Here is a 21,943-nt window from a genome sequence, read left to right on the forward strand (position 1 = left end):
CAACGTCACCCCCTAACCTAAAGAAGACAAATCAAAAAGGGGGACCAAACCACTCATGAAAACCACCACAAAAGAAAAAAGAAACACCATCATCATGCTACTACTCTCAGCCGCGATAGGAATCTTTTCACCACTACTCATGTACATCACACTGGCACGTAAAAGTGAGGTGTACAAATATCATTGCCGAAAGGCGTTCAACTTTCATTTGTTAATCTTTCTACTATTTAATATTAGTTCACGTATTAGTGATGTTTTATTTTGGATCGTATTCGCTTTTGAGGTAGTTCAAGTAATTATTATTGCGTGGAAAGTAATACGCGACGAACCATATCGTTATTTCATTCGAATTCCGTTATTTAAAGAAGATAAGTATACGGTGGAAGGAGAATAGGTGATGAAACAAGAAGGGGAAATAAGGGGAAAGCGACTTTTGATTATGATTGCAGTGCTGTTTATTGCGATTTATATCGTTTTACGAAAAAGAAAATATGAGTACTTTTATGATGGTATTAGTGAGTATGAAAATCGTTATAGAGATAATGTTCCTTTTTTGTTACTTGTTATAGGCTTGTTTCAATGTTGTAGGAAGAATGAGATGAGGTTTTCTTATATGCTTCAGTATGTGAAAGAGAAGTTAGCGAGTAGGTGATGATATGGCGTGGATGATTAGTGAGTTTGCAAGTGCTGGGGATGTTACGGTGCGGACCCTTCGTTATTATGACAAGATTAATTTATTAAAGCCGAGCGATTATACTGAGGGTGGGCATCGGTTATATACGAAAGATGATTTGTATGTGCTGCAGCAAATTCAATCGTTTAAGCATCTCGGTTTTTCACTTAGTGAAATTCAAAATGTTATATTGCAGCGTGATATAGGGACGGAAGAATTTTTAAGACAAATACATTTTCAAAGGGAATTGCTTTTGGCGGAGCAAGAAAGAATTGCAAAGGTACTTTCGCATATGGATGAGATGACGAAGAAGTTTCAAAAGGAAGAACGAGTGGATGTCGCTTTGTTTTCTTCGTTTTTGCAAACTTTTATATGGGAGAAAGAAAATAAGGAATGGTTAGAGGAACACTTTTCAAAGGAGAGTGTTCAAGCGTTTTATAATAATAAGGAATTAAAAGAAAAGTTTGATCGGCGTTTTATGGATGTGATAGGGAAGTTGAAAAAGTATAAGGAAGAAGAGAAGAATCCGAGTCATCATGACGTTCAAGTTACTTTGAAGGAATTTTTCAATTTAATAGAAAAGATAGCTGACTATCTTGATATATCTCAAAGTGAGGTAGTGAGTGTAATTAAACAATCAAAAATTTCAATAGCCGAATTCCCTACTCTTTTCACAAATGAGGAAGAACAGTATATAAAAGAAGCTATGAATAAAATGTAGTCCATAAGTAGACAGTTTCCTCATTAGTAATAAAATAGGAAAGCTGTCCCTTTATTTTATTAAGGTTAAAAACGATTCTTCATATCATACTGTATTCTTTTGTTTATTACTTTTATTAGTGCCTTTATAGGCAGTTCATTTGATAAATTAAAACTTTATTATCTGACAAATCAATTAAATGATTTATTGTTAAAAAAAATATTGAAACATGGTAATATATAGTTTGAATGAAATTAATTGTAATTAAATAAAAGAATGAGAGGGCTAGACGATTTGAATACTTTATTTGCATTATTATTTGTTGTATGCTTAATAGCATTAATTATTGGGATTATTAAACCTCAATTAGTAGTTAGATGGGGAGAAGAAGGAAAACGAAATAGAAAAAGTGTGTTAAAGTTCTATGGAATAGGTTTAATAGCAATGCTTGTTTTGGTTGGTGTAACTGCTGATGATACGAAAAAGGCAGAAGAGACAAAAACTGTGGCTAAACCAGCTAAAGCTGAGCAGAAGAAAGAGTTAACAGCTGAGGAAAAAGCAGCAGCAGAACAAGCAGCGGCAGAGAAAGCGGCAGCAGAGAAAGCGGCAGCAGAGAAAGCAGCAGCGGAGAAGGCAGCAGCAGAACAAGCAGCGGCAGAGAAAGCAGCAGCGGAGAAAGCGGCAAAAGAGGAAGAAGAGCGAATTGGATATGAAACAGGAATTACATATGATCAATTAGCTAGAACACCGGATGAGTTTAAAGGAAAGAAAGCTAAATTTACAGGAAAAGTCCTTCAAGTAATGGAAGGAAAAGGCGAGACGCAATTAAGGGTAGCAGTTAATGGAAATTATGATAAAGTATTATACGTTGTTTATAAAAGTGACATTTTAAATTCAAGAGTGTTAGAAAAAGATAATGTTACTGTTAAAGGTAAATCTGCAGGTATATATACTTATAAATCTACTATGGGTGGCGAAATTAGTATTCCAGCAATGTTAGTAGAAAAGATTGATATTAATTAATAAGAAGCAATTCAGCAGTTTAACAACTAGTTAAACTGCTTTTCCATTATAATAGAAGAAAAACCAAACGGAGGGAAACCCCCATGCCAACCTACAACAAACTAATCAGAAACAAAATCCCACAAATAATAAAAACCAACGGAAAAACACCCATCACAAGAATTCTCCCCGAAGACGAATACATAAAAGAAATCTGCAAAAAAACACAAGAAGAACTAACCGAATACCTAGAAGCAGACACAAAAGAACATAAACTAGAAGAACTATCCGATCTACTAGAACTAATAAACGCCCTAGCCGAACACGAAGGTACAACACTAGAAGAAATCAACAACATCCGCAAAAAGAAAGCAGAAGAACGAGGCGGCTTCTCAGATCAAGTCTTTCTAATCAAAGTAACCGATAACTAGCCCCTCCTAAGCCCCTTGCAAGCCCCTCCCAAGTAATAAATCACTAAGAAAAAACATAACAAAACAAAAACAACAACAAACACCGTAGTAGTAGTCAAAAAAAATTTAAAATAACACGCCAAAAACCCGGCCAGTCTCCCATATATATTATGAAGGGGCTTTTACTTTTGAACGGAGACGGGAGGAATTAGGATGGCGGTGTATCGTAATGTGCAGGTGAATTTTTGGCAGGATGATTTTGTTTTGGATTTGACGCCGGAGGAGCGGTACTTTTATGTGTATTTGTTAACTTGTTCGAAGACGACGCAGTGTGGGATTTTTCCTTTTCCGAAGCGGTTAGCTGAGATGGAGACGGGTTATAATCGGGAGACTGTTGATAAGCTTGTGCAGCGCTTCATTGATTATGGGAAGATTCTTTATGATGCGGATACGCGGGAGTTATTTGTTTTGAATTGGCTTCGTTATAATCCTGTGACGAATACGAATGTGGAGAAGTGTGTGCTTCGTGAGCTTAAGGGTGTGAAGAATAAGGAGTTTGTACATATGTTTCTTCAGAAGTGCGCTGAGGAAGAGCTGAGTGTTCCGATGCTTTTAGCACATTTCGGTATGCCTGATGATTTGGCTGTGGATGATGTTGAGCCGATTTGTGAGGAGACAGAGGAAGAAGAGGTTGTAGAGGAAGAAACGGGAAGTCGCGTGTTTTCTTTTTATGAGCAACATTTCGGTAGTTTGTCTCCTCATGCGGTGGAGGAACTGAGTGCGTGGATGGAAGATTTGTCAGAGGAGCTTGTGCTGAAGGCTCTTCAAATTGCGTTTGAGAATAATAAGCGGACGGTTGCTTATGTGAAGGGGATTTTGAGAGGTTGGCACGGGAAAGGTTTTACGAAATTGTGTGAGGTTGAGGCAGATACGGCGAACTTTAGGAAGAAGGAGTCGTCTGCTAGTACGGGGGAGACGGAGGAGTTTTTGGCGAGGTGTGAGGAGTGGGAGAAGAATGCGCCATCTGAGGAAGAGTTGCAGCGCTTTTTAGCGGAGCGCGGGTGGCGGCCATGAGTATTCAAAATGTGGAGGCGGAAGAGACGGTGTTAGGTTCTCTATTAATTGATGGAGAGCTTATTAAGGAGTGCCGTTTGACGGAGCAGTATTTTTCTATGCCGGTGCATAAGTCTATTTTTCAGTTAATGCGAAAGATGGAAGGCGAGGGGCAACCGATTGATCTTGTGACGTTCATTTCTCGGGTAGATCCGAAGTTTTTAGAGGGGATCGGGGGAATGGAGTATTTTATAGGGTTAATGGATGGTGTGCCTACAACTGCCAACTTCTCTTATTATGAGGGGCTTGTTCGAGGTGCGTGGAAAATGTATCAGGCTGGTGTTCTAGGGCACAAGATGGGGGAGCGTCTTATTGCGGAGAAGAGTGAGAAAGTTATCGGTGAGACGATTACGGCACTTTGTGAGTTAGAGGAGAAAGACTCTGTATGTGAGTTTGATTTGAAGGATGCGTTAGTTGATTTGTATGAGGAGCTTCATCAAGATGTGAAAGAGATTACTGGTATTGAGACTGGTTATACATCGTTAAATAAGATGACGTGCGGATTGCAGGAAGGTGATTTTGTCGTTCTTGGTGCGCGTCCTTCTATGGGGAAGACTGCGTTTGCGCTTAATGTTGGACTGCATGCGGCGAAGTCTGGAGCGGCGGTTGGATTGTTTTCGTTAGAGATGAGTAGTAAGCAATTGTTAAAAAGGATGGCGTCTTGCGTAGGTGAAGTGTCAGGAGGCAGACTGAAAAATCCGAAGCATCGTTTTGCGATGGAAGATTGGGAAAAGGTGAGTAAGGCGTTTGCGGAGATTGGTGAGTTGCCACTTGAGATTTACGACAATGCAGGTGTTACGGTGCAAGATATTTGGATGCAAACTCGTAAGTTAAAGAGGAAGCACGGTGATAAAAAGATTTTAATTATTGTAGATTACTTGCAGCTTATTATGGGCAATCCGAAGCATAAGGGCAATCGATTTCAAGAGATTAGTGAGATTTCTCGTAAGCATAAGTTATTAGCACGTGAATTAAATGTTTGTGTAGTAGCGTTATCACAGTTATCTCGTTCTGTAGAGTCACGGCAAGATAAGCGTCCGCTTTTATCTGATTTAAGAGAGACGGGACAAATTGAGCAAGATGCGGATGTCATTATGCTTATGTATCGAGAGGATTATTACGATAAGGAAACGATGCAGAAAGAGATGACGGAGATTCATGTAGCGAAGCATCGGAATGGACCTGTGGGGAGTTTTAAGTTGAGGTTTTTGAAGGAGTTTGGGCGGTTTGTGGAGGGGGAGAAGTAGTGAGAGGAAGGTGTTTTGAAAATAGCATGTGCATGTGAACCAAAGTTGTAACGCTAATTTTATAAGTTATATAATAAAGAAAATGGTAACTAATAGTTAAGGGGGATTAGCTATTGGCAGGGAATGATATTTCTTATCATAATAAAGATATTCTGATGAAGTTTTTAAGTGAATGTTATAGGGATAAAGGGCTTGAAGCATATGGGTTAAAAGGTTATCCAAGAATAAAAGAATTGTTGCTAAATGAATTTTCGAGAGTTCGTGCAGATCAAAGGCGCTCAGATACTTTATTTGAAATGGAAGATGGTTCAATTTTAATGTTAGAGTATGAAAGTAATACCCGTTTCCTCGAAAACCATTTGAAGTATATGGATTATGCGAATCAAATTATGTATCGTTACTATAATAAGAGGAAAGAGTTACCGGATATTCGAATCGTAGTTATTTATACAAGTGAGGTAATGAATCCTATAGAAGAAATAGATGTATGTAGTATACGTTTAAATTCTAAAGCGGTTTTACTAAATGAATACAATGGTGATGCCATTCTTCAAAAGATTATTAGAAAAATGGAAGAAGGAAAATCTTTGACGGATGAAGAAACCATGAAATTAATACTTGTACCACTTATGCATAGTAGAGAGAAAAGACAAATTTTAATTAAAAAAACGATAGAAGTAGCAAAGTGTATCTCCGATGAGCAAGAACAAATTCAAGTTATTGCTGGGATTCTTGTAGCTACAGATAAATTTATTGATGAAGACTACGCGAAAAAGGTAAAGGAGTGGTTACGGATGACAAAAGTAGGTCGTTTATATGAACAAGAGAAGCAAGAAGAAATTGATAAAGCACTTTCGGCAGCTGGAATGCTCTTTAAAGGAATGAGTGTAGAAGAAATAGCTAAAAAATTAGATGTAACAATTGAAAAGGTGAAAGAGTGGGAGAAGCGTTTATCTCATTAATCGCTGGGGTAATGGCAGCGTCTGTATAAACTTATACAAAAATAGCCGAATATTTATTATATAATAGTCGGCTATTTTTGTACGGAGAAGTTGTTAGGTTTAATACGCAAATCTTTTGGTTTGCTCTTGAATATGTTCCTCATTTCCCCATAAAGAAAGATCTTCTCTCTGCAGTAATCCATTGCTGCAAGTCATCTTGGCTACGTCGGACAAGTCGATTTACTAACACATCATGCCATACATAATCCTCTAATAAGTATATATGAACGGGGTCATCTGTATAAAAAGCAATATTACGCTCTTCAAGTGATGGTCCATAAATCATCTCTTTAGAATCTATCGATACAATAAACCAATGATCTGTAGACAAGGTTTCTGTATAAGGTGTTATGCGATGGGCTTCTAGATTTTTAATTGGATTTTCAACATGCAGGGTAATACCTTGTATTGTAACTTTATCAGCTACTTCAGATAGATCTTCTTTTAACGCTTCATACATCTCATCCCACATTGAAATGACAATACGTCGTTCTGCTTTTTTTATTAATGCCTGACAATAGCTAATGATTGTTTGATTGTCTTTTAAAGTAATCACTCGATTATCCGTTTTTTCCTCGGAAGTTTCTAGTGTTTTTAATGAATCACTGATTCCTTCATAAGTAGACTGCCATTCTGATTGCGCCTTCTGTAAAAAGATTTCAACAGGTAGAGGTGAATAGCGAGTGGTGTCATTTATTTCTTCCTTCATGACAATTCCTTTTTCTACAAGGTTACCTAAAATCTCATAAATTCGCGCTCTTGGGACACCCGAATCCTTACTCACTTGGTAGGCTGTGACAGGCCCTTGTTTAACAAGAGATACATAAGATTTAGCTTCATATTCATTGAAACCAATTTTTTTAAGCTGTTGCACTATGTAGTCCACTTTTTTCGTCCTCCGATGTTTGCATTTATTTTTTAACGTTACAATAACTGTTTACATTTAGCAAATTATTAGTTACTATTCGAATAGTGACTAAAGGGGAGGTTAATAGTATGGATTTTTATTTAGACCCATCTGTATTAATGATTTTGATTGCTTTTGGATTTTTAGCTGCATTCATTGATTCAGTTGTAGGTGGTGGTGGGCTCATTGCTTTACCAGCTTTATTATTTACAGGACTGAATCCAGCAAGTGCAGTAGCTACGAATAAACTAGCGTCGACAATGGGAAGTGCAACTAGTAATATTGTGTTTTATCGTTCTGGTAATCTTGATTTGAAATCGGCGTTTAAATTAGTTCCGCTCACTTTCATAGGTTCCATAATAGGGGCATGGACCGTTCATTTAATGAATCCAGAAGTACTGAAGCCGTTGATGCTGATTATGCTTGGGGCGGTCGCTATTTATACGATATTCAAGAAGGATTGGGGAAGTATTTCCACTCATAAAAAATTGTCTGGTCGACACGTCATTATTTTTACCTTTTTTATTTTTGCTATTGGTTTTTATGATGGATTTCTAGGTCCGGGAACAGGTTCATTTTTAATGTTTTCTCTTTTATTTATTGGTTATGATTTTTTAAAAGCAGCAGGTAATGCGAAGCTTCTTAATTTAGGAAGTAATGTTGGTGCATTGTTGATGTTTATGTATGTAGGGCAAGTAAATTATGCGTATGGCTTAATAATGGGGATTGCTCAAATTGCTGGAGGGATTGTTGGCTCCAAATTCGCTATAAAAAAAGGAAGCGGGTATGTTCGTGCTCTTTTCATTACAGTAACTTGTTTATTGTTAGCGAAAAATCTGTATGACTATATTCAGTAAGTAATTAAAGAACGTAGAAAAGGTCAAGTATGCAAACTACATCGAGTATAAGAAGATACTAAGGAGAGATTCCTTTTAACATTTTTTAGATGCTACCTTGTTTGAAGATAGCATCTAAAAAGAAAATCTAAGTGAAGAGAATGAAAATAATATAAACTCATATTTTTCTGGGGTATGTTTATTGATTATATTGAAATGTTTACTCTATATTCTTCTTATAATTAGGCCTCAACAAACTCTTAAAATCCAACTCAGCAATTAACACACTCAATAATATAAGCGTAGCCCCTAAGTATCCTTTTCCTGTCAGCGTTTCACCTGTGAAGACGAAAGCAAAGCCTGCGGAAAAGACAGGTTCTAATGAAAAAATAAGACCTGTATGGGTAGGCGTCGTGTATTGCTGGGCAATTACTTGCACGATGAATGCGACCGCTGTGCAAAATATGCTTAAAGCCAATATGATTAGCCATGAGTCGATCGTGCTAGGAAGTTTTGGCGTTTCTATAATGAATGAAAATATAAGACTAAATAGGCCGACGAAACCGAGTTGTATGACTCCAAGTGCAATGGAATTCACATGTTTCGTTACGCTTCCAGTAATGATGACGTGAATGGCATAAAATAAGGCTGACAGTATGCAAAATATATCGCCGTTACCGATTTTGAATTCGCTAGTTAATGTTAATAAGCCGATTCCTATTATCGTTAAAATGATTCCTACTATAACTTTCTTTTCCGGAATGTGTTTTAAAAATATAGCTGATAATATTGGAATGAAAATGACTGTGAGACATAGTAGGAAACCAGCATTAGAAACACTCGTATACTTTGTACCGAAAGTCGCGAAAATGTAAACGATAAATAAGACAGAAGCAAGTATAAATGCATATTTTACAGTTTTAAAATCAACTTTGAATAAATGTTTGTAAAATATTAAACCTGATAAAAGAAAAGCGATAATAAATCGTAATGCGATTAAATTATATTCTTCTATGCCATCAAGTCCAAGTTTTGTAAGTAGGATGGATGCACCCCAAAAAAATGTAACTAGTAGTAACATTAAATCCGCTTTTAATTGTAGTTTCATTTCTATTCCCTCGTTATGTATAAATTTTATAAGCCCATACCCCTATCCCCATTTTTATTTTAATATTAATTCTGAATATTTGTAACTTAAATTTATCGACGTTTTATTTCATTGATTTAATGTTATCCGCCGCAAACATATTAGCGGAGTTAAATCTAAACATGATGTACGATGTGATGAAGTCTTTTAATCCATTATTGAAGAGATTAGTTAGTGTAATAATTTCAGAAAAATTAGGAAGAGCGTTGGTGCGAGTTGGCAAATATGGATATGCTCATTCGATTATTGAAAGTTCGGATTTGAAGAAGATCGGTAAATAATCGTATGTATATAAAATCCCAGTTTGGAGGGTTTTTTTTCTATGTAAAATTTCATTTGTTTTGTTTACATAATATCTTTACAATCATTTGATAGAATAAAGTCAACTGCATATTGTGAGGGTGGGTGGTTATCCCTTCTTTCCATTTGGAAGGAAAGGGGGTGATAATATGGACTTTTTGTTTGACCTTGTAAAAGAGTTTGTCAAAGCGACTGTGCGTGAAGTTTCAGCGTATTTTTTGCGGAAGCAACTTCTGGATAAAGACAACAAAAAACCCACTCCGCGCCGTAGGAAGCAAAAGGGTGGGTTTCGTAAAAAGAAATAGCTTATAATAACTACCACCCATACGGTAGCAGTTAAGGAAGAGATGTTAGCGCATCTCTTCTTTTTATTATATGCCATTTTATTTGATGTCACACTTATATAGTATTCTACGGAAAATATATCATATTCCTATTTTTTGGTCAATTTGATACCGCTTTAACGGGCAGTAAGACCCCCACCTCAAAATTCAGTGGAAGCAAAGAAGTTAGGTGGGGATCAACTGTCCGTAAAAGTCCGATTGGTGAGGGCTGATTAAAGTTTCACTTTATTGCATGATTGAAAAGGTGTAGTCTTATTCCTTTTCAAACTGAAAAATATCCCGATTAATAAGTTGATGGAGATACATATCCATTTCAGCAGCAGAAACTTTTCTTTCACTTTTAAACCACCATGCGCTTAATGAGGTGATTGCCCCTGAATAAAATTCAATGATTAAATCACTGGGCATCGTATGATTTTTGCAAAGTTGATTTAACGCTTCTATTTCTTGTTTTCTCGTTTCATGACTTAAATGCTGTGTCCGGTTAATAAATTGTTCATCAGACATTTGTGTTTCTAATATTTTACCGATTTCTTCATGATGTAGAAATTGTTCCATTACTTGAAATGGTTTACTTAATCGATCTGAAACCGGTATTTCAGCAATCATCTTGCCGTATCGTTTAAATCCAAATGTTAATAAAGCATCTTTATCTTCAAAATGTTTATAAAAGGTTGTTCGGTGTACCATTGCGCGGTCACATATTTGGTTAATTGTGATCGTACTATATTTCTGTTTTGATTGCGTCATTAATTCAAATAAGGAATCCCACAGTAATTTATGTGTACGTCTAATACGTAAATCAAGTTGTTTTTCATTATCATTCATCTACAATTCTCCTTTTTTGTAGATTAAATATACAGTGGCTGAAAATTGATTCTCCCTTTTTAATCTACATATGTATATTATATTACATGTGTTCTGGTGTATTTAAAGTTTTTTAAGTAAGAAACAGGAGGAGAATCTGTAAATGAATATGACAACTAAGAGCCCTGCAAGTGGCAAAGTTGATACTTCTAATTTGAAACATACCCCCATTTTAATTGCATTACTTTTAGGTGCAATGGTTGCATTATTAAATGAAACATTACTTGGAAATGCGTTAACGGTATTAATGAAAGAATTTGACGTAACGGCTTCAACGATTCAATGGCTTTCTACAGCATACATGTTAGTAGTTGGGGTTTTAGTTCCAATTACAGCATTACTTCAGCAATGGCTCACAACGAGACAAATGTTTTTGATCGCTATGGTAACGTTTTTAGTCGGTACATTAATTGCGGGATTCGCACCGACATTTTCCGTTTTATTAATTGGCCGTATCGTCCAAGCTGTAGCGACGGGGTTAATTACACCGTTATTAATGAATACGATTTTAATCATTTGTCCACCTGAAAAACGTGGTGCGACAATGGGATTAATCGCACTCGTGATGATGGCAGCTCCGGCAATTGGCCCTACATTATCTGGAGTAATTGTGGATTCATTAAATTGGCGCTGGTTATTCTATATTGTTATTCCTATCGTGATCATTTCCATTATGATTGGGATGAAGTACATTCAAAATGTTTCAGAGTTAACAAGGCCAAAAGTAGATTACCCATCTATCCTTTTATCGACATTAGGATTTGGCGGGCTTGTGTATAGCTTTAGTGCATCGGGTGATTTAGGATGGTCCGATGCAAAAGTATATGGCACTTTAATTGTTGGGCTTATCTCATTATGTATTTTTGCCGTTCGACAATTGAAAATTGAGAATCCAATTTTAGAATTACGAGCATTTAAAGTTCCGATGTTTACATTATCAGTTGGATTAATTGTCATTGTGATGATGTCGTTATTTTCAACGATGACTTTATTACCGATGTTCCTGCAAACCGTTTTACTCGTTACAGCTTTTAAATCAGGAATTATCATGCTTCCGGGAAGTGTTATTAGCGCCATAATGGGACCAATCGCAGGTAAACTATTTGATAAATTTAGTCCGAAAGTTATTATCGTTCCCGGTATTGTGTTAGTAGGGATAGCAATGTTCTTATTTAAAGGCATTACTCCTGATACATCAATGGTACAAATTATTATTATGCATAGCGTATTAATGGTTGGACTCATGTTTGTCATGACAGCACAAACATACGGTTTAAATCAATTAACACCAGATTTATATCCGCACGGAACAGCACTATTTAGTACGTTGCAACAAGTAGCTGGTGCAATTGGAACAGCTATCTTTATTTCGAAAATGTCTTCAGGAACAACTAAGTATATGGAAAGCTCCGCAAATCCACTGGATCCAGTAGAGAAGTTAAACGGTTTAACGTCAGGGTTCCAAGGTGCATTTGCACTTGGGTTAATCTTTATTATTGTTGCATTTATCGTATCGTTATTCTTAAAAGAAGAGAAAGAAGGAGTAAAGGCAGCGAGGGTTTTACAGAACGAACATTAAGGTTTATATAAAAAAGACATCTTTCCCTAGAAAAGATGTCTTTTTTATATTTTTTTCGTAACACTTGTTTTGGGTGTCTTTATACATAAGAATTGGTATGTACAATAATTATCCTTTTTGAGAATAATGATGCAAAGCCGTACTAATAACCAATAGTTCACCAGATGATTTAGTGATATCGTATATAGATCCTGTTATGAGAATAGGCATAGCGATGATTATGAAGTTATTATATTTGCATTAAACGATTTGCACGTTTTTTATAGTAAAAATTAGAGCCTCTTCAATAAAAAGGAATTAAATATGGTATTCTTTAGTTAATATATTTAAACGAAGACAGGGGAAATGAAGATGGACAAGAAGCTAACGTATTGGCTAGCATCTATTATAGGTGTAGTAGTACTTGCAACTGGTATGACTTATGGAATGTTACAGTTTGCTGAAGTCCCGCTTGAGAGTGAGGACCATGTTTTTGCAGAGGTTAATAAAGAAGACATACTATCGAATGAAGCAGAAGTGAAAGGCTCAAATGCACAACTTCACATTACAGTAACTTCTACTGAAGAAGAAGTGATTTCAGCTATGCATAGCATGACTCATCAAAAAGTAAAAGCGTGTGAAGGAAAGGGAGCAACCCCTATGTCCAAAAAGAATGCAGAGAAAGTAAGAAACATTCTAAACGGAAACAATTTCAAGAATAAAGAAGAGCTATTAGCAATTACTGAAAGATGGGCAAATAGAGATTTTAGTGAAATTTTAGAAGAACATAACTATTTTATTAAACTTCAAGGTGGCAAGATAGGTGAAGCTACAGTAATGGATAAGGTAGACGAGCAAGTATTCTGTTTCAATACTTTCGGTGATGATGTAACGGCCGCATTATTTAAATCAGGAGATCTTCAAGCGCTGTAAGGTGTTTTTTCTTTGATATAAAGAAAGCCTCAAGTATTCATATACTTGAGGCTTTTCCAATGGAAAGATAGGAATGATCCGAATTCCTTACATTAAGAACAAAGTGGAATTACTCCTAAACCAATTAATAAAGCTGCAGCAACTGCTGGAATTGGTACAGGAATTTGAATACCTTCTACAAACAAGAAATACTGACCACTTACTATTTTAAAACAAACTAATTGCATGGCTATTCCTCCCTTCTTTTAGAATTAATACATTATATTAATTTATCTATTTATTGTTATAGTTGAATTATTCATTTTTAAAAATATAGTTAATATGTGAATAGTTTTCGAAAGGACCTGCTCAATCAATACGAAAAAACATAAGATGAAACGAATCCATTAAAATACATGAGTGAACCTTAGTTTTCCCCTCTTATCTAAAGGAGGAACTATTATGGGTTATGGTGGTAGTTGTGGCGGTTGTGGCTTCTCGGGAGGCTTTGCTTTATTAGTTGTGTTATTCATTTTATTAATCATCGTTGGAGCTTCTTGCTTCTGCTAAAAACTATTGGAAAAGACACTCATATGGAGTGTCTTTTCTTTCGTGCAAAATGATTCCTGATAATATCCAACTGTATACTTTATACAGTATACTTTTTCCTCATTAGACATATAAAAATGTAACAATTACATTAAAACTAAGAGATACAAAAACTTTCTTATTTGAGGATGTTCAAAGTATTACTGTCTCAAATGCTACTACAGCTAACGCTTTACTGATTCCATTATTTATCCAACAAACAACATATATTTGTTGTGATAAATCAAATTCATAGTACTGTGAGAATAGTGATTATGGTTATTAGTAGTTATTAAAGAGGGCCTTGGTTCTTTTTTTATTTTCTTTCGACACAATATGATAATATATGAATTAATAGTTTGGTATTATTATCTAGAAATCTTACATTTATCTACAAATTATTATTGTATTTTTAATTTTTTGAATGTAAAATATTTCAATGTAAATACATACCATTTAGGGGGATAAAGGAATTTATGAAAAAATTATTAGCTTCAGCAACAGCGGTAACACTATTAACAGTGGGGTACAGTTCTTCTGCATTTGCAGCTAAAAGTCCTAATGATACAAAAAACTGTGGCCATTTTAAAAGTCAACAAGATGCTCAAGCATTCTGGGATCAAAATGGATATGGTGTTGGAAATGATCCGCACCGTTTAGATAATGATAAAGACGGCATTCCATGTGAAGATTATAAATATCCAAAGAGCACAAATACTACAACAGAAAATAAAGAAACTAATAAACCTCAAGAACAACCTAAACAAGAAAATACTAAACAGGAAAACACTAAACAAGAACCTGTTAAACAAGAAAACACTAAGCAAGAGAATTCAAAACAAAACAACCAAACAACAAATAATAAACAAGAACAAACTAAGCCTCAAACAACTGCAAAAGAAACAAAGAAAAATCCTAATACAGTTGTGAAAAAAGAAACGAAAAAACAAGGTGAAAAATTACCTAATACAGCATCAAACGGTGTTACAATGATGTTAGCAAGCTTAGGATTAGCATTAGCTGGATCTGTATTAATGTTCCGTCGTAAAAAGACAAACGCATAAAATAGTTCCTTAAAACGGCAGGAGAAATCCTGTCGTTTTCAAATGGAGTGATAAGAGTGAATAAAAAACAATGGATAGGCTTATGTTTAACTGTTATTGGACTTACTATCTTTTCCTATTATTTTCTAGAATGGTATAGTGCTAGACAATCAGCAGAGTCGTTGACAACTAACGAGGCTAAACAATATGAGACCGCCACACCTTCTAAAGAAAATGAAAAGCAAAACATCAATCAAGCAGGGACAGAGATAAAGACTGACACTTCATTACAAGAAGAACCTGTACAAATTCCTGCTTCAAAGGTAAACCATCAGTTAGGAGATAAAGTAGCATATTTAATTATCCCTAAAATACAACAGAAATACTCTATATATTGGGGAGCCGATGATAAAGTACTAAAAAAGGGTGTAGGTATGTTTGTTAGTGACTTAACTACTACACCATCTGGAAATGGTCATACAGTTTTAAGTGGACATAGAGATACTGTTTTTACCGAGCTTGGTCAATTAAAGGAAAATGACCAACTTATCGTGGAATATGAAAATAAAACATATACATATGAAATTAACAAGCATTGGATAACAGATTCAGAAGATCGAACAGTTATTGTAGAAAAAAGTGAGCCGACATTAACATTAACAACTTGTTATCCTTTTGACTATATAGGAGACGCTCCAGATCGGTACATAATTGAAGCATCTCTACTTTCCATTCATTGATGAGGATGGAAAGTCCAATACACATTAGTAAAATTAAAGTGGTTATCGAGTCGGAGAAAGGCACCTTAGAGTGTCTTTTTTTATGTAATTTAGTTGCCAATATGGAAAGTTTGTTATAGTTTTTTGTTTAGCGTGATTTTTTTCGAAATGCTGGCGGCACCCCATCGCTATCAACCTAACAGAACAGGTTGCTCCCAAAAGTTTTTTATACAAAATAACATCAAAAAATACGTCTTGAACAAGCGTTAAAAAAGAAAGCTGAAGGGCAAGTATACCCTTTTGGAATCTTTTTAAGAGAAAATGATAAAATGAAGATAATATTAGGGAATTGTGAGGATGATTACGTTGCTTACTTTGATAAAATTTGTAGTTAGTTATGCTGCAAGTCTATTTGCTTTTATTTTTGGATGGTTCTTAATTTCATATATTTTTAATCCTAGCTTTATTCACCCAGACGTTTTACAGGGGTTCATAAAAACTATCGTCACTTATGGTAGTATACCAGCTCTTATAGCTTGTCTAATTGGGGAAGTTTTATATAGGAAAATTAAACGATGTCGAGAGTTTCAATTTGGAATTCCTTTATTTATAGGACTAGCCGTTATCTATACACTTATACCATTTCTTTTTCTTTTTAATTTTTCTTTTTCATATTTCTTTGACTTCGTTGCACCTGTTATTATGGGTTCCTTAGCGTTTTATTTAGTACGTAGAAAAATATAATTTTTGTTTTGATGCATTATAATAGCTATCTCTGAATCACCAGTTTCAAAAAGCCTTCACGCAATGATAATTGCATGAAGGCTTTTGATGTTTTCTTATTTTTTTGTCTCGTTAACCCATGTAATAATGTCCTGGATGACGTATTCGGGAACGTTAGCAGGGATTTCGTATTCACTAGGAAGACTTAATTCTCCGTCACCCTCCGTGAAGAAATGATTCAATTTCGGGTATTTTTTGAACTGAACATTCCCGCGGTTTGCAAGCCCTTCTTGCCATTTTGTATATTCATTTTTTACTGTTACTTGATAATCGCGTGCTCCTTGTAAAATGAGTAAAGGCTCTTTTCGTGATTTTGCCTCTTCAACTGGACGCCACCTAGAAACATCATACATAAAATGAGGTGACCCAAAATTGTAGCCAGCTGGCGGATGGTCAGGATTGAAAGTAGGATCCTGAATAAAAGCAGCCTGTCTTTTTAGTTCATCGATTTCTTGCTTTGACGCCCCAAGGTATTCATACTGATCAATGGCAATGTCAGTCAAAGGGCGTGCAGGTGGTGCGAGTAAGATACTTCCTCGGACAAGTGAGGAAGGCGCTTTGCTCAGTATACGTGGCATTGTACCGGCTCCTTGACTATGTCCAAGAATGAAAATATTATTTGGATCAATGCCTTCCTGCTGCGCTGCGGATTTTGCTGCATAGATAGCATCATCTGTAGTATCACGGTCTAACGTAACGGGTTCTGCACTCATCTTTAATGCATGTTCTAAGGTACGTTTTTCATAGCGCAACACTGCAATTCCGTTGGATGAAAGGCCCACCGCAATGTCTCGTAAGATTTTTGTTCCCATGTATGTGCTGTCGCGATCATGGATGCCAGCACCATGAACAAGAACAACTACGGGCAGCTTTTCACCACGCTTATGTTTCGGAACTGTTAATGTCGCTGGTAACGGATAGGTAGAATTTCCAATGACGATTTCACGTTCTTGATAGGAGTTAGGTTGATCATAGCTAGGATGGGGGATGGTAAAAGATTCCTCGGGTGGCCTTTCTCCAATTTCATCTACTTTCCCGCCAGGTGTGAATTTAAGGAGTAGTGGTATGGTAGTTCCTTCGGTAGCTGCTGGAATTTCTACCGTCTGATGGACCAAGTTTCGTTCTTTTATCACAGGGGTTCCCATGCTTTTTATCCCGCTCCAGCCACTTTGTGTCCACCAGTTTTGTAATGTGGTTGCTGTAAACTTGGATTGAAAAGCAGTAGACGTCAACTGTAGTGCCTCTGCATACTTACCTTGCTGGAGATATTCAAAAAATAATGATGTACGCTCCGTTAAAGAGATTAATTTCTTTTCAGCAGATTGTTTCTCACGTGTATCTGCGTGAATAGTTGTTGTAAGCGGGAAAGATGAAACGCCTAAAGAAAAGAGTAGGGTAAAGGTAAGTACTGATCTTTGTATTTTCTTTTTTTTATTCATGTTTTAACCTCCAATATGTGATGGTAAAAAACAGGTATGGTAATTAGAATTCTGGTGCGAAAACTTCAAAATATTTGCAAGCAATCTCCAAAACTTGGACATACTCATATTATTATTCTAAAAAAACGTAGATTTCTTCTCTTGTCACATGCATATTAATCCCAGAAATAATCTTTCTTCCTTCACTTTATATTTTGATTATACGAAACAAAGCTCTCGTTTTTCTTACTTGATACTTACAAATTCCTTAAGTAGAGGATATTTTAAAATCTTAGCTTGATGAATATGTGGCGGTACTCTTATGTTAAGAGATAGCTTAAGGACCGAGGATTGTATTGTTTTTATAAAGAGTTGATGTTATGTTTATTTTGTAACATATGGTGTTTTATGTATGTAGGAGGATTTATTGAAGAAATTATTAATATTGTTTTTATTAGCTACATTTTGTCTACAGATTACAGGATGTTCTAATAATATGGGTACACTAAGGGAGAAGTCTAAAGCTTCAACACCTGTGAAGTCTAAACGCATCAATAAAGGGTGGTACAAACATATGTAATAGTTTGTATCACCCTTTGTTGATGATAGAAGTCATAAAGAAAAGACACCCTAAGGTGCCTTCCTTCGACTTGAACCATCTTAATTTTAATAATATATTGGACTCCCATCCAAATATTATTTTACCATGTTAAGTTTTTGTATTCATTGAGAAATATGCTTTAAAACTATATTTTTAAAAATTATATAGATTTGAACAATATGTATATGAGCCACATATCAAAAAAAAGACACTCTCAAGAGTGCCTCTCCTTAGCAGCCGAATCCGCCGCCCCAACAGCTAGCGCCAACGATGATTAATAAGATGAAGAGCACAACAAGTAAGGCAAATCCGCCGCCGAAACCACAGCCTCCACCACAACTACCTCCATAGCCCATATTAACTCCTCCTTCCATAAAGACCATTTATTAATGGATTTAATTTAATTTATGTTTTTAAGGGTGAATGGAGCAGGTCCTTAAAAAAATAAAAGGATTTTGGAAGTTAAAAAGAGTTGACGACCTTATTTTTGTCACCGGTATTTCGTCTGCTACATATTGTATTTTATTCTGTGTATTGGGGGAAGGAGGATCTTATGGCTAATTCTGAGATGATTTTACGTTTACTTACGGATTTAAAGATTGAACAACAATTGTTGAAAGAACAGTTAGAGAAAATGCAAACAGCTGTGACTATTCTTGAAGAAAAATCAGTGACGCTTAAAGAAAAACCAGCGACTCTTAAAGAAAAAACAATGACTCCTGAAGAAAAACCATCTGTTACAAAGCAAAGAGCTTTTTCTGGACGCCCAACATCTTTTCGTGATTGGAGAGCATCTAGTCAAAAAAATTAGGGAATGTTATGTGAAATGATAAATAAAAAAGTACAGTCTGCTGTGGAAAGGACTGTACTTTTTTATGTCAATAGAGAATGTTAAGGGAGACGCATTTATTGGCCTATTCCACTTTTAATTGGAGTTCTTTATCTAACTTATCATTATTAATTTTTAAAGTTAATCCTTGCGTGTTTTTCGGTACATCAAATACAATGTTTCCTTCCGAACTTTCATTAGGATTAACAATATTAAATTTGAATGTGGAGATATTCGCAGCTTTAAGTACTGACTGATATTCATTGGAAATGTGATATTCTCTTCCAAATCCATCAATTAATTTAAAGTTGTTAATATCTAGTGTAATGGGTTCTTCTTTACGATTATAAACGGCGATGTCTAATACTTTAAAGACACCTTGTGCTTTAACTTCTCCAGTCCCTAGAACATCTAATGATTCGGCAGATCCCATTGACATGTATACATCAGAGGAATCTACATTGGTAGGAAGTTCTTTTTGCGGATCCTTGCTGCTAAGTTTGTCATTCTCAGTTTTTTTAGAAGTCGCCTGCTCATTTTTCGCAGGCGCATCATGTGAACTGCAAGCTGATACTCCAAACAAGAATGTGCTACATAATAATGATGCTAATAACTTTTTGTTCATCGTTTGTTTCTTCCTTCCAAAATAGAAGCACTTTTAATGAGTGCTATATATATTTGTATATGTATTACATTTTATATCTTATTATATTAATTTTGGAAGGAAAAGGGAAAGTGTTGTACATTTCTCTGATTCGAATTATTTATCTGTCTAAAAGTTGAAATTAAAATGAGCCCCATAAATGATAAACCATTCCACTTACAAAAAATGCTAATCCTAAAAATAAAACAATTAAAGCAAGCATTCCATTTTTATTATGTTCCATAAAAGTAGCTCCTTTTTCATTTACTTACATACAAAAAGCCTTTAGTCGTAATTATGGCTAAAGGCTTTAATCTTCATACTTTGTAGTTTATAAAAAAGTTGCACTTCTGTATTAATCTGGAATATGATTGTTTAAAGAGAAGGTGATGAGTACATGCAGGAAACAAAACAATTCCCGCTTATATCTGGAAATCCCTCATTAGATTTAGTAAATACAGAGCTAGTTAGGCGTGGACAACGTTATGATTTATTAATAACAGATGAAGATGTATTAGAATGGCTACATGTAATAAAGGTTAATCTTCCTTTTTGGAATGAAAAAACACTTATAGGAATTCAGAAGCGAATGGATCAAGTTACATCTAGCATATTAGAGGTAAGGGAAGTATTGAGAAAACAGTTTGAGGCAATTGCTGATCAGCAAGAAATTTCTAATGATTTTATTACGTATTTAGAAAAACAAATTGAGAAGGCACCATTTACATATAAAATCATTGAACAGCAGCTAGTATCTATCCCAGTTGGAGAAATCGAGGATGTACTCGCATCGTTAATTGCATTTGACGCTTTAACGTTAATAGCAGAAAATAAGCTTATTTCCCTTAAAAGGTGTTCAAATCCTGACTGTGTTTTATTATTTATAGATAAGAGTGGAAAACGAAAATGGTGTTCTATGAAAATATGTGGGAACCGGAAAAAGGTAGCAAAATTTCAGGATCGAAAATTTGAAGAAGTTTAGAGAATCAACTTATAACAGTTGATTCTTTTTTTGTATTTTATAACTAACCCCTTAAATTAATATTTACAGGTTAGTTATGTCGAGTTATAATTGTTGGTAAATAAAGGAGGAGAACGATGGATAATATAACAGCAACTAAGCAGAAAGATCCTCAACCAATAAGTGTACGATATTTTACAAAAATGAAAGGGAAAGGAAGAAGCCCATTACAAGTAAATGTAAAGGACTCTTTAACGGGACTACTAGGGGGATTTTTAACAATTCTTACCTTAACATATTTAACGAGCATAACCTCTACAGAATTATTAATGGCTCCATTTGGTGCGAGTTGTGTATTAGCGTTTGGAGTTTGGAATGCGCCATTATCTCAGCCGCGTAATATTATTGGAGGACATTTGATTTCAACTTTCATTGGTCTATCAATATATCATTTGTTTGGGAATGAATATTGGACAATTGCTTTAGCGGTGGGGATGGCAATAGCCGTTATGATGTTAACGAGAACGACGCATCCTCCGGCAGGCGCCGATCCGATTATCGTTATTTTAGGAGCAAATAGTTGGAGTTATTTAGTAACACCAGTTTTAATTGGCTCCGTTGTTATTGTAGTTATTGCTTTATTTATTAATAATATGAGTAGTAAAAGAAGTTATCCAACTTTTTGGATGTAGTTTGTGAAGTGAAAAATAATTTAAGTGAGTATTCTATTCTTACTATGTTTTATTTTTTATATAGTAAAAGCCTTAGTCGTAATGGCTTGGGTTCTCATACTTTGTAGTTCATAAAAAAAAGACACTTTAAAGTGTCTTCTACAGATTTGAATTATTTAATTCATGTAATTAATATTCGTTAGCATAAAACTCTTTTATTAATTTTATTTCATTTGTATCTGGATTAAACTTAAATATTTTAATTTGATTCGATTCGTCTTTGTATGCAAATGTATTCTCACCAACTTGGGTCATATTGCTGGTGTTTAAAATAGGATCGCTACCGTGATCAGTAATTTCCACAGTTTTCTCCCGGTCCCAGAATGCAATGACAATAATCAAAATGATAAGACATACCCGTATAAAACGTAATTCTCTTGCAACAGGATGTTCCATCTGTTTGTCTCCTTTACTGTTTGATAGAGTGTGTTTATAAAAGAGATAATTCCTAGGAATATAAATAAAAAAGACACCGTAAAGTGTCTTTTTTATTTTAGTTATGCGCATTACTTAATAAGACGCTAGTTCCTCAGTCTGGCTATGAGTAACTATGTAGGGTGATTTTATTATAACATTTTAACCAGTAATGGGTCTATATGGAATTTAATTG

General features: G+C 35.2%; 27 protein-coding genes and 1 pseudogene. 20 read left to right on the top strand and 8 right to left on the bottom strand.

The window, feature by feature from the left end; all coding sequences use genetic code 11:
* The first annotated feature begins 55 nt into the window (after positions 1-55).
* The 8 genes from ACW0JX_RS04855 to ACW0JX_RS04890 all read left to right on the top strand — a co-directional run bounded on the left by ACW0JX_RS04855 (position 56) and on the right by ACW0JX_RS04890 (position 6,107).
* Complete coding sequence (locus tag ACW0JX_RS04855) at positions 56-394, top strand: DUF4870 domain-containing protein (RefSeq protein WP_000859133.1); 339 nt, start codon at positions 56-58, stop codon at positions 392-394.
* Positions 395-397: 3 nt separating this feature from the next.
* Positions 398-652: a hypothetical protein gene (locus ACW0JX_RS04860; protein WP_017672934.1), complete on the top strand. Its 255-nt coding sequence runs from the start codon at positions 398-400 to the stop codon at positions 650-652.
* A 4-nt stretch (positions 653-656) separates the two neighbouring features.
* Complete coding sequence (locus tag ACW0JX_RS04865) at positions 657-1,394, top strand: MerR family transcriptional regulator (protein ID WP_017672935.1); 738 nt, start codon at positions 657-659, stop codon at positions 1,392-1,394.
* Between the two features lie 273 nt (positions 1,395-1,667).
* Complete coding sequence (locus tag ACW0JX_RS04870) at positions 1,668-2,396, top strand: hypothetical protein (protein ID WP_017672936.1); 729 nt, start codon at positions 1,668-1,670, stop codon at positions 2,394-2,396.
* An 83-nt stretch (positions 2,397-2,479) separates the two neighbouring features.
* On the top strand, positions 2,480-2,806 hold the full coding sequence (locus ACW0JX_RS04875; protein WP_017672937.1) for a nucleoside triphosphate pyrophosphohydrolase: 327 nt from the start codon (positions 2,480-2,482) through the stop codon (positions 2,804-2,806).
* A 192-nt stretch (positions 2,807-2,998) separates the two neighbouring features.
* Positions 2,999-3,859 carry a DnaD domain-containing protein gene (locus tag ACW0JX_RS04880; protein ID WP_226602421.1) on the top strand — a complete coding sequence of 287 codons (861 nt, stop codon included), beginning with the start codon at positions 2,999-3,001 and terminating at the stop codon, positions 3,857-3,859.
* Positions 3,856-5,145, top strand: coding sequence for a replicative DNA helicase (dnaB, locus tag ACW0JX_RS04885; protein ID WP_459245435.1), 1,290 nt, complete (start codon positions 3,856-3,858; stop codon positions 5,143-5,145). The genes ACW0JX_RS04880 and dnaB overlap by 4 nt, the downstream gene beginning before the upstream one ends.
* A gap of 113 nt (positions 5,146-5,258) precedes the next feature.
* The gene (locus ACW0JX_RS04890) at positions 5,259-6,107 is read left to right on the top strand and encodes an RpnC/YadD family protein (RefSeq protein WP_459245436.1); all 849 of its coding nucleotides are present in this window, start codon (positions 5,259-5,261) and stop codon (positions 6,105-6,107) included.
* A 139-nt stretch (positions 6,108-6,246) separates the two neighbouring features.
* Here the strand turns inward: ACW0JX_RS04890 and ACW0JX_RS04895 are convergent, their stop codons facing one another.
* Positions 6,247-7,032, bottom strand: a complete 786-nt coding sequence (locus ACW0JX_RS04895) for a TrmB family transcriptional regulator (protein ID WP_050842705.1) — start codon at positions 7,030-7,032, stop codon at positions 6,247-6,249.
* Positions 7,033-7,142: 110 nt separating this feature from the next.
* On the opposite strand from ACW0JX_RS04895, the gene ACW0JX_RS04900 reads away from it, so the two are divergent.
* Positions 7,143-7,910, top strand: coding sequence for a TSUP family transporter (locus ACW0JX_RS04900; protein ID WP_459245437.1), 768 nt, complete (start codon positions 7,143-7,145; stop codon positions 7,908-7,910).
* Between the two features lie 199 nt (positions 7,911-8,109).
* Here ACW0JX_RS04900 and ACW0JX_RS04905 read toward each other — a convergent pair whose 3' ends face one another.
* A complete protein-coding gene (locus tag ACW0JX_RS04905) occupies positions 8,110-8,997 on the bottom strand; it encodes a DMT family transporter (protein ID WP_459245438.1) in 888 nt (295 codons plus the stop codon).
* 488 nt (positions 8,998-9,485) lie between these two features.
* On the opposite strand from ACW0JX_RS04905, the gene ACW0JX_RS04910 reads away from it, so the two are divergent.
* The gene (locus ACW0JX_RS04910; RefSeq protein WP_000346676.1) at positions 9,486-9,641 is read left to right on the top strand and encodes a hypothetical protein; all 156 of its coding nucleotides are present in this window, start codon (positions 9,486-9,488) and stop codon (positions 9,639-9,641) included.
* 291 nt (positions 9,642-9,932) lie between these two features.
* On the opposite strand, the gene ACW0JX_RS04915 is transcribed toward ACW0JX_RS04910, so the two are convergent.
* Complete coding sequence (locus ACW0JX_RS04915; RefSeq protein WP_459245439.1) at positions 9,933-10,508, bottom strand: TetR/AcrR family transcriptional regulator; 576 nt, start codon at positions 10,506-10,508, stop codon at positions 9,933-9,935.
* Positions 10,509-10,650: 142 nt separating this feature from the next.
* On the opposite strand from ACW0JX_RS04915, the gene ACW0JX_RS04920 reads away from it, so the two are divergent.
* Both ACW0JX_RS04920 and ACW0JX_RS04925 read left to right on the top strand, forming a co-directional pair.
* Positions 10,651-12,126, top strand: a complete 1,476-nt coding sequence (locus ACW0JX_RS04920) for an MDR family MFS transporter (protein ID WP_023521301.1) — start codon at positions 10,651-10,653, stop codon at positions 12,124-12,126.
* Positions 12,127-12,477: 351 nt separating this feature from the next.
* Positions 12,478-13,038, top strand: a complete 561-nt coding sequence (locus tag ACW0JX_RS04925; protein ID WP_078400407.1) for a PRK06770 family protein — start codon at positions 12,478-12,480, stop codon at positions 13,036-13,038.
* A gap of 92 nt (positions 13,039-13,130) precedes the next feature.
* Here ACW0JX_RS04925 and ACW0JX_RS04930 read toward each other — a convergent pair whose 3' ends face one another.
* Positions 13,131-13,265 carry a hypothetical protein gene (locus tag ACW0JX_RS04930; RefSeq protein ID WP_001177693.1) on the bottom strand — a complete coding sequence of 45 codons (135 nt, stop codon included), beginning with the start codon at positions 13,263-13,265 and terminating at the stop codon, positions 13,131-13,133.
* Positions 13,266-13,479: 214 nt separating this feature from the next.
* Here ACW0JX_RS04930 and ACW0JX_RS04935 point away from each other — a divergent pair, with 214 nt between their 5' ends.
* From ACW0JX_RS04935 to ACW0JX_RS04955, 5 genes and pseudogenes are all read left to right on the top strand, one after another.
* On the top strand, positions 13,480-13,587 hold the full coding sequence (locus tag ACW0JX_RS04935) for a YjcZ family sporulation protein (RefSeq protein ID WP_000540375.1): 108 nt from the start codon (positions 13,480-13,482) through the stop codon (positions 13,585-13,587).
* 494 nt (positions 13,588-14,081) lie between these two features.
* Positions 14,082-14,669, top strand: a complete 588-nt coding sequence (locus ACW0JX_RS04940; protein ID WP_459245440.1) for an excalibur calcium-binding domain-containing protein — start codon at positions 14,082-14,084, stop codon at positions 14,667-14,669.
* Between the two features lie 56 nt (positions 14,670-14,725).
* Positions 14,726-15,388 carry a class D sortase gene (locus ACW0JX_RS04945; protein ID WP_459245441.1) on the top strand — a complete coding sequence of 221 codons (663 nt, stop codon included), beginning with the start codon at positions 14,726-14,728 and terminating at the stop codon, positions 15,386-15,388.
* Positions 15,389-15,576: 188 nt separating this feature from the next.
* Positions 15,577-15,696: pseudogene (locus tag ACW0JX_RS04950) on the top strand (GNAT family N-acetyltransferase); the annotation flags it as partial.
* A 28-nt stretch (positions 15,697-15,724) separates the two neighbouring features.
* Positions 15,725-16,111 (top strand): hypothetical protein, encoded by a 387-nt coding sequence (locus ACW0JX_RS04955; RefSeq protein WP_000631589.1) that lies wholly within the window; start codon positions 15,725-15,727, stop codon positions 16,109-16,111.
* A 95-nt stretch (positions 16,112-16,206) separates the two neighbouring features.
* Here the strand turns inward: ACW0JX_RS04955 and ACW0JX_RS04960 are convergent, their stop codons facing one another.
* Complete coding sequence (locus ACW0JX_RS04960) at positions 16,207-17,589, bottom strand: alpha/beta hydrolase (protein WP_459245442.1); 1,383 nt, start codon at positions 17,587-17,589, stop codon at positions 16,207-16,209.
* An 810-nt stretch (positions 17,590-18,399) separates the two neighbouring features.
* Positions 18,400-18,525, bottom strand: coding sequence for a YjcZ family sporulation protein (locus tag ACW0JX_RS04965; protein ID WP_000540377.1), 126 nt, complete (start codon positions 18,523-18,525; stop codon positions 18,400-18,402).
* Positions 18,526-18,722: 197 nt separating this feature from the next.
* Here ACW0JX_RS04965 and ACW0JX_RS04970 point away from each other — a divergent pair, with 197 nt between their 5' ends.
* On the top strand, positions 18,723-18,980 hold the full coding sequence (locus ACW0JX_RS04970) for a hypothetical protein (protein ID WP_000013694.1): 258 nt from the start codon (positions 18,723-18,725) through the stop codon (positions 18,978-18,980).
* A 103-nt stretch (positions 18,981-19,083) separates the two neighbouring features.
* On the opposite strand, the gene ACW0JX_RS04975 is transcribed toward ACW0JX_RS04970, so the two are convergent.
* Complete coding sequence (locus tag ACW0JX_RS04975) at positions 19,084-19,623, bottom strand: DUF4352 domain-containing protein (protein WP_001035579.1); 540 nt, start codon at positions 19,621-19,623, stop codon at positions 19,084-19,086.
* 415 nt (positions 19,624-20,038) lie between these two features.
* Here ACW0JX_RS04975 and ACW0JX_RS04980 point away from each other — a divergent pair, with 415 nt between their 5' ends.
* Together ACW0JX_RS04980 and ACW0JX_RS04985 are read left to right on the top strand one after the other, a co-directional pair.
* Positions 20,039-20,623: a CGNR zinc finger domain-containing protein gene (locus ACW0JX_RS04980; RefSeq protein ID WP_001158447.1), complete on the top strand. Its 585-nt coding sequence runs from the start codon at positions 20,039-20,041 to the stop codon at positions 20,621-20,623.
* Positions 20,624-20,739: 116 nt separating this feature from the next.
* The gene (locus tag ACW0JX_RS04985; RefSeq protein ID WP_000368844.1) at positions 20,740-21,294 is read left to right on the top strand and encodes an HPP family protein; all 555 of its coding nucleotides are present in this window, start codon (positions 20,740-20,742) and stop codon (positions 21,292-21,294) included.
* Positions 21,295-21,462: 168 nt separating this feature from the next.
* Here ACW0JX_RS04985 and ACW0JX_RS04990 read toward each other — a convergent pair whose 3' ends face one another.
* Positions 21,463-21,729 (bottom strand): YmzC family protein, encoded by a 267-nt coding sequence (locus ACW0JX_RS04990; protein WP_000400965.1) that lies wholly within the window; start codon positions 21,727-21,729, stop codon positions 21,463-21,465.
* Positions 21,730-21,943: the final 214 nt, after the last annotated feature.

It is taken from the genome of Bacillus sp. C-3-6, from assembly GCF_054509685.1.

Bases quoted from the DNA above. Each gene is read 5' to 3' on its own strand.
- ACW0JX_RS04855 (WP_000859133.1), top strand. From the start codon at position 56: ATGAAAACCACCACAAAAGAAAAAAGAAACACCATCATCATGCTACTA.
- ACW0JX_RS04860 (WP_017672934.1), top strand. From the start codon at position 398: ATGAAACAAGAAGGGGAAATAAGGGGAAAGCGACTTTTGATTATGATT.
- ACW0JX_RS04865 (WP_017672935.1), top strand. From the start codon at position 657: ATGGCGTGGATGATTAGTGAGTTTGCAAGTGCTGGGGATGTTACGGTG.
- ACW0JX_RS04875 (WP_017672937.1), top strand. From the start codon at position 2,480: ATGCCAACCTACAACAAACTAATCAGAAACAAAATCCCACAAATAATA.
- ACW0JX_RS04880 (WP_226602421.1), top strand. From the start codon at position 2,999: ATGGCGGTGTATCGTAATGTGCAGGTGAATTTTTGGCAGGATGATTTT.
- dnaB (WP_459245435.1), top strand. From the start codon at position 3,856: ATGAGTATTCAAAATGTGGAGGCGGAAGAGACGGTGTTAGGTTCTCTA.
- ACW0JX_RS04900 (WP_459245437.1), top strand. From the start codon at position 7,143: ATGGATTTTTATTTAGACCCATCTGTATTAATGATTTTGATTGCTTTT.
- ACW0JX_RS04905 (WP_459245438.1), bottom strand. From the start codon at position 8,997: ATGAAACTACAATTAAAAGCGGATTTAATGTTACTACTAGTTACATTT.
- ACW0JX_RS04910 (WP_000346676.1), top strand. From the start codon at position 9,486: ATGGACTTTTTGTTTGACCTTGTAAAAGAGTTTGTCAAAGCGACTGTG.
- ACW0JX_RS04915 (WP_459245439.1), bottom strand. From the start codon at position 10,508: ATGAATGATAATGAAAAACAACTTGATTTACGTATTAGACGTACACAT.
- ACW0JX_RS04920 (WP_023521301.1), top strand. From the start codon at position 10,651: ATGAATATGACAACTAAGAGCCCTGCAAGTGGCAAAGTTGATACTTCT.
- ACW0JX_RS04925 (WP_078400407.1), top strand. From the start codon at position 12,478: ATGGACAAGAAGCTAACGTATTGGCTAGCATCTATTATAGGTGTAGTA.
- ACW0JX_RS04930 (WP_001177693.1), bottom strand. From the start codon at position 13,265: ATGCAATTAGTTTGTTTTAAAATAGTAAGTGGTCAGTATTTCTTGTTT.
- ACW0JX_RS04935 (WP_000540375.1), top strand. From the start codon at position 13,480: ATGGGTTATGGTGGTAGTTGTGGCGGTTGTGGCTTCTCGGGAGGCTTT.
- ACW0JX_RS04940 (WP_459245440.1), top strand. From the start codon at position 14,082: ATGAAAAAATTATTAGCTTCAGCAACAGCGGTAACACTATTAACAGTG.
- ACW0JX_RS04955 (WP_000631589.1), top strand. From the start codon at position 15,725: ATGATTACGTTGCTTACTTTGATAAAATTTGTAGTTAGTTATGCTGCA.
- ACW0JX_RS04960 (WP_459245442.1), bottom strand. From the start codon at position 17,589: ATGAATAAAAAAAAGAAAATACAAAGATCAGTACTTACCTTTACCCTA.
- ACW0JX_RS04965 (WP_000540377.1), bottom strand. From the start codon at position 18,525: ATGGGCTATGGAGGTAGTTGTGGTGGAGGCTGTGGTTTCGGCGGCGGA.
- ACW0JX_RS04970 (WP_000013694.1), top strand. From the start codon at position 18,723: ATGGCTAATTCTGAGATGATTTTACGTTTACTTACGGATTTAAAGATT.
- ACW0JX_RS04975 (WP_001035579.1), bottom strand. From the start codon at position 19,623: ATGAACAAAAAGTTATTAGCATCATTATTATGTAGCACATTCTTGTTT.
- ACW0JX_RS04980 (WP_001158447.1), top strand. From the start codon at position 20,039: ATGCAGGAAACAAAACAATTCCCGCTTATATCTGGAAATCCCTCATTA.
- ACW0JX_RS04985 (WP_000368844.1), top strand. From the start codon at position 20,740: ATGGATAATATAACAGCAACTAAGCAGAAAGATCCTCAACCAATAAGT.
- ACW0JX_RS04990 (WP_000400965.1), bottom strand. From the start codon at position 21,729: ATGGAACATCCTGTTGCAAGAGAATTACGTTTTATACGGGTATGTCTT.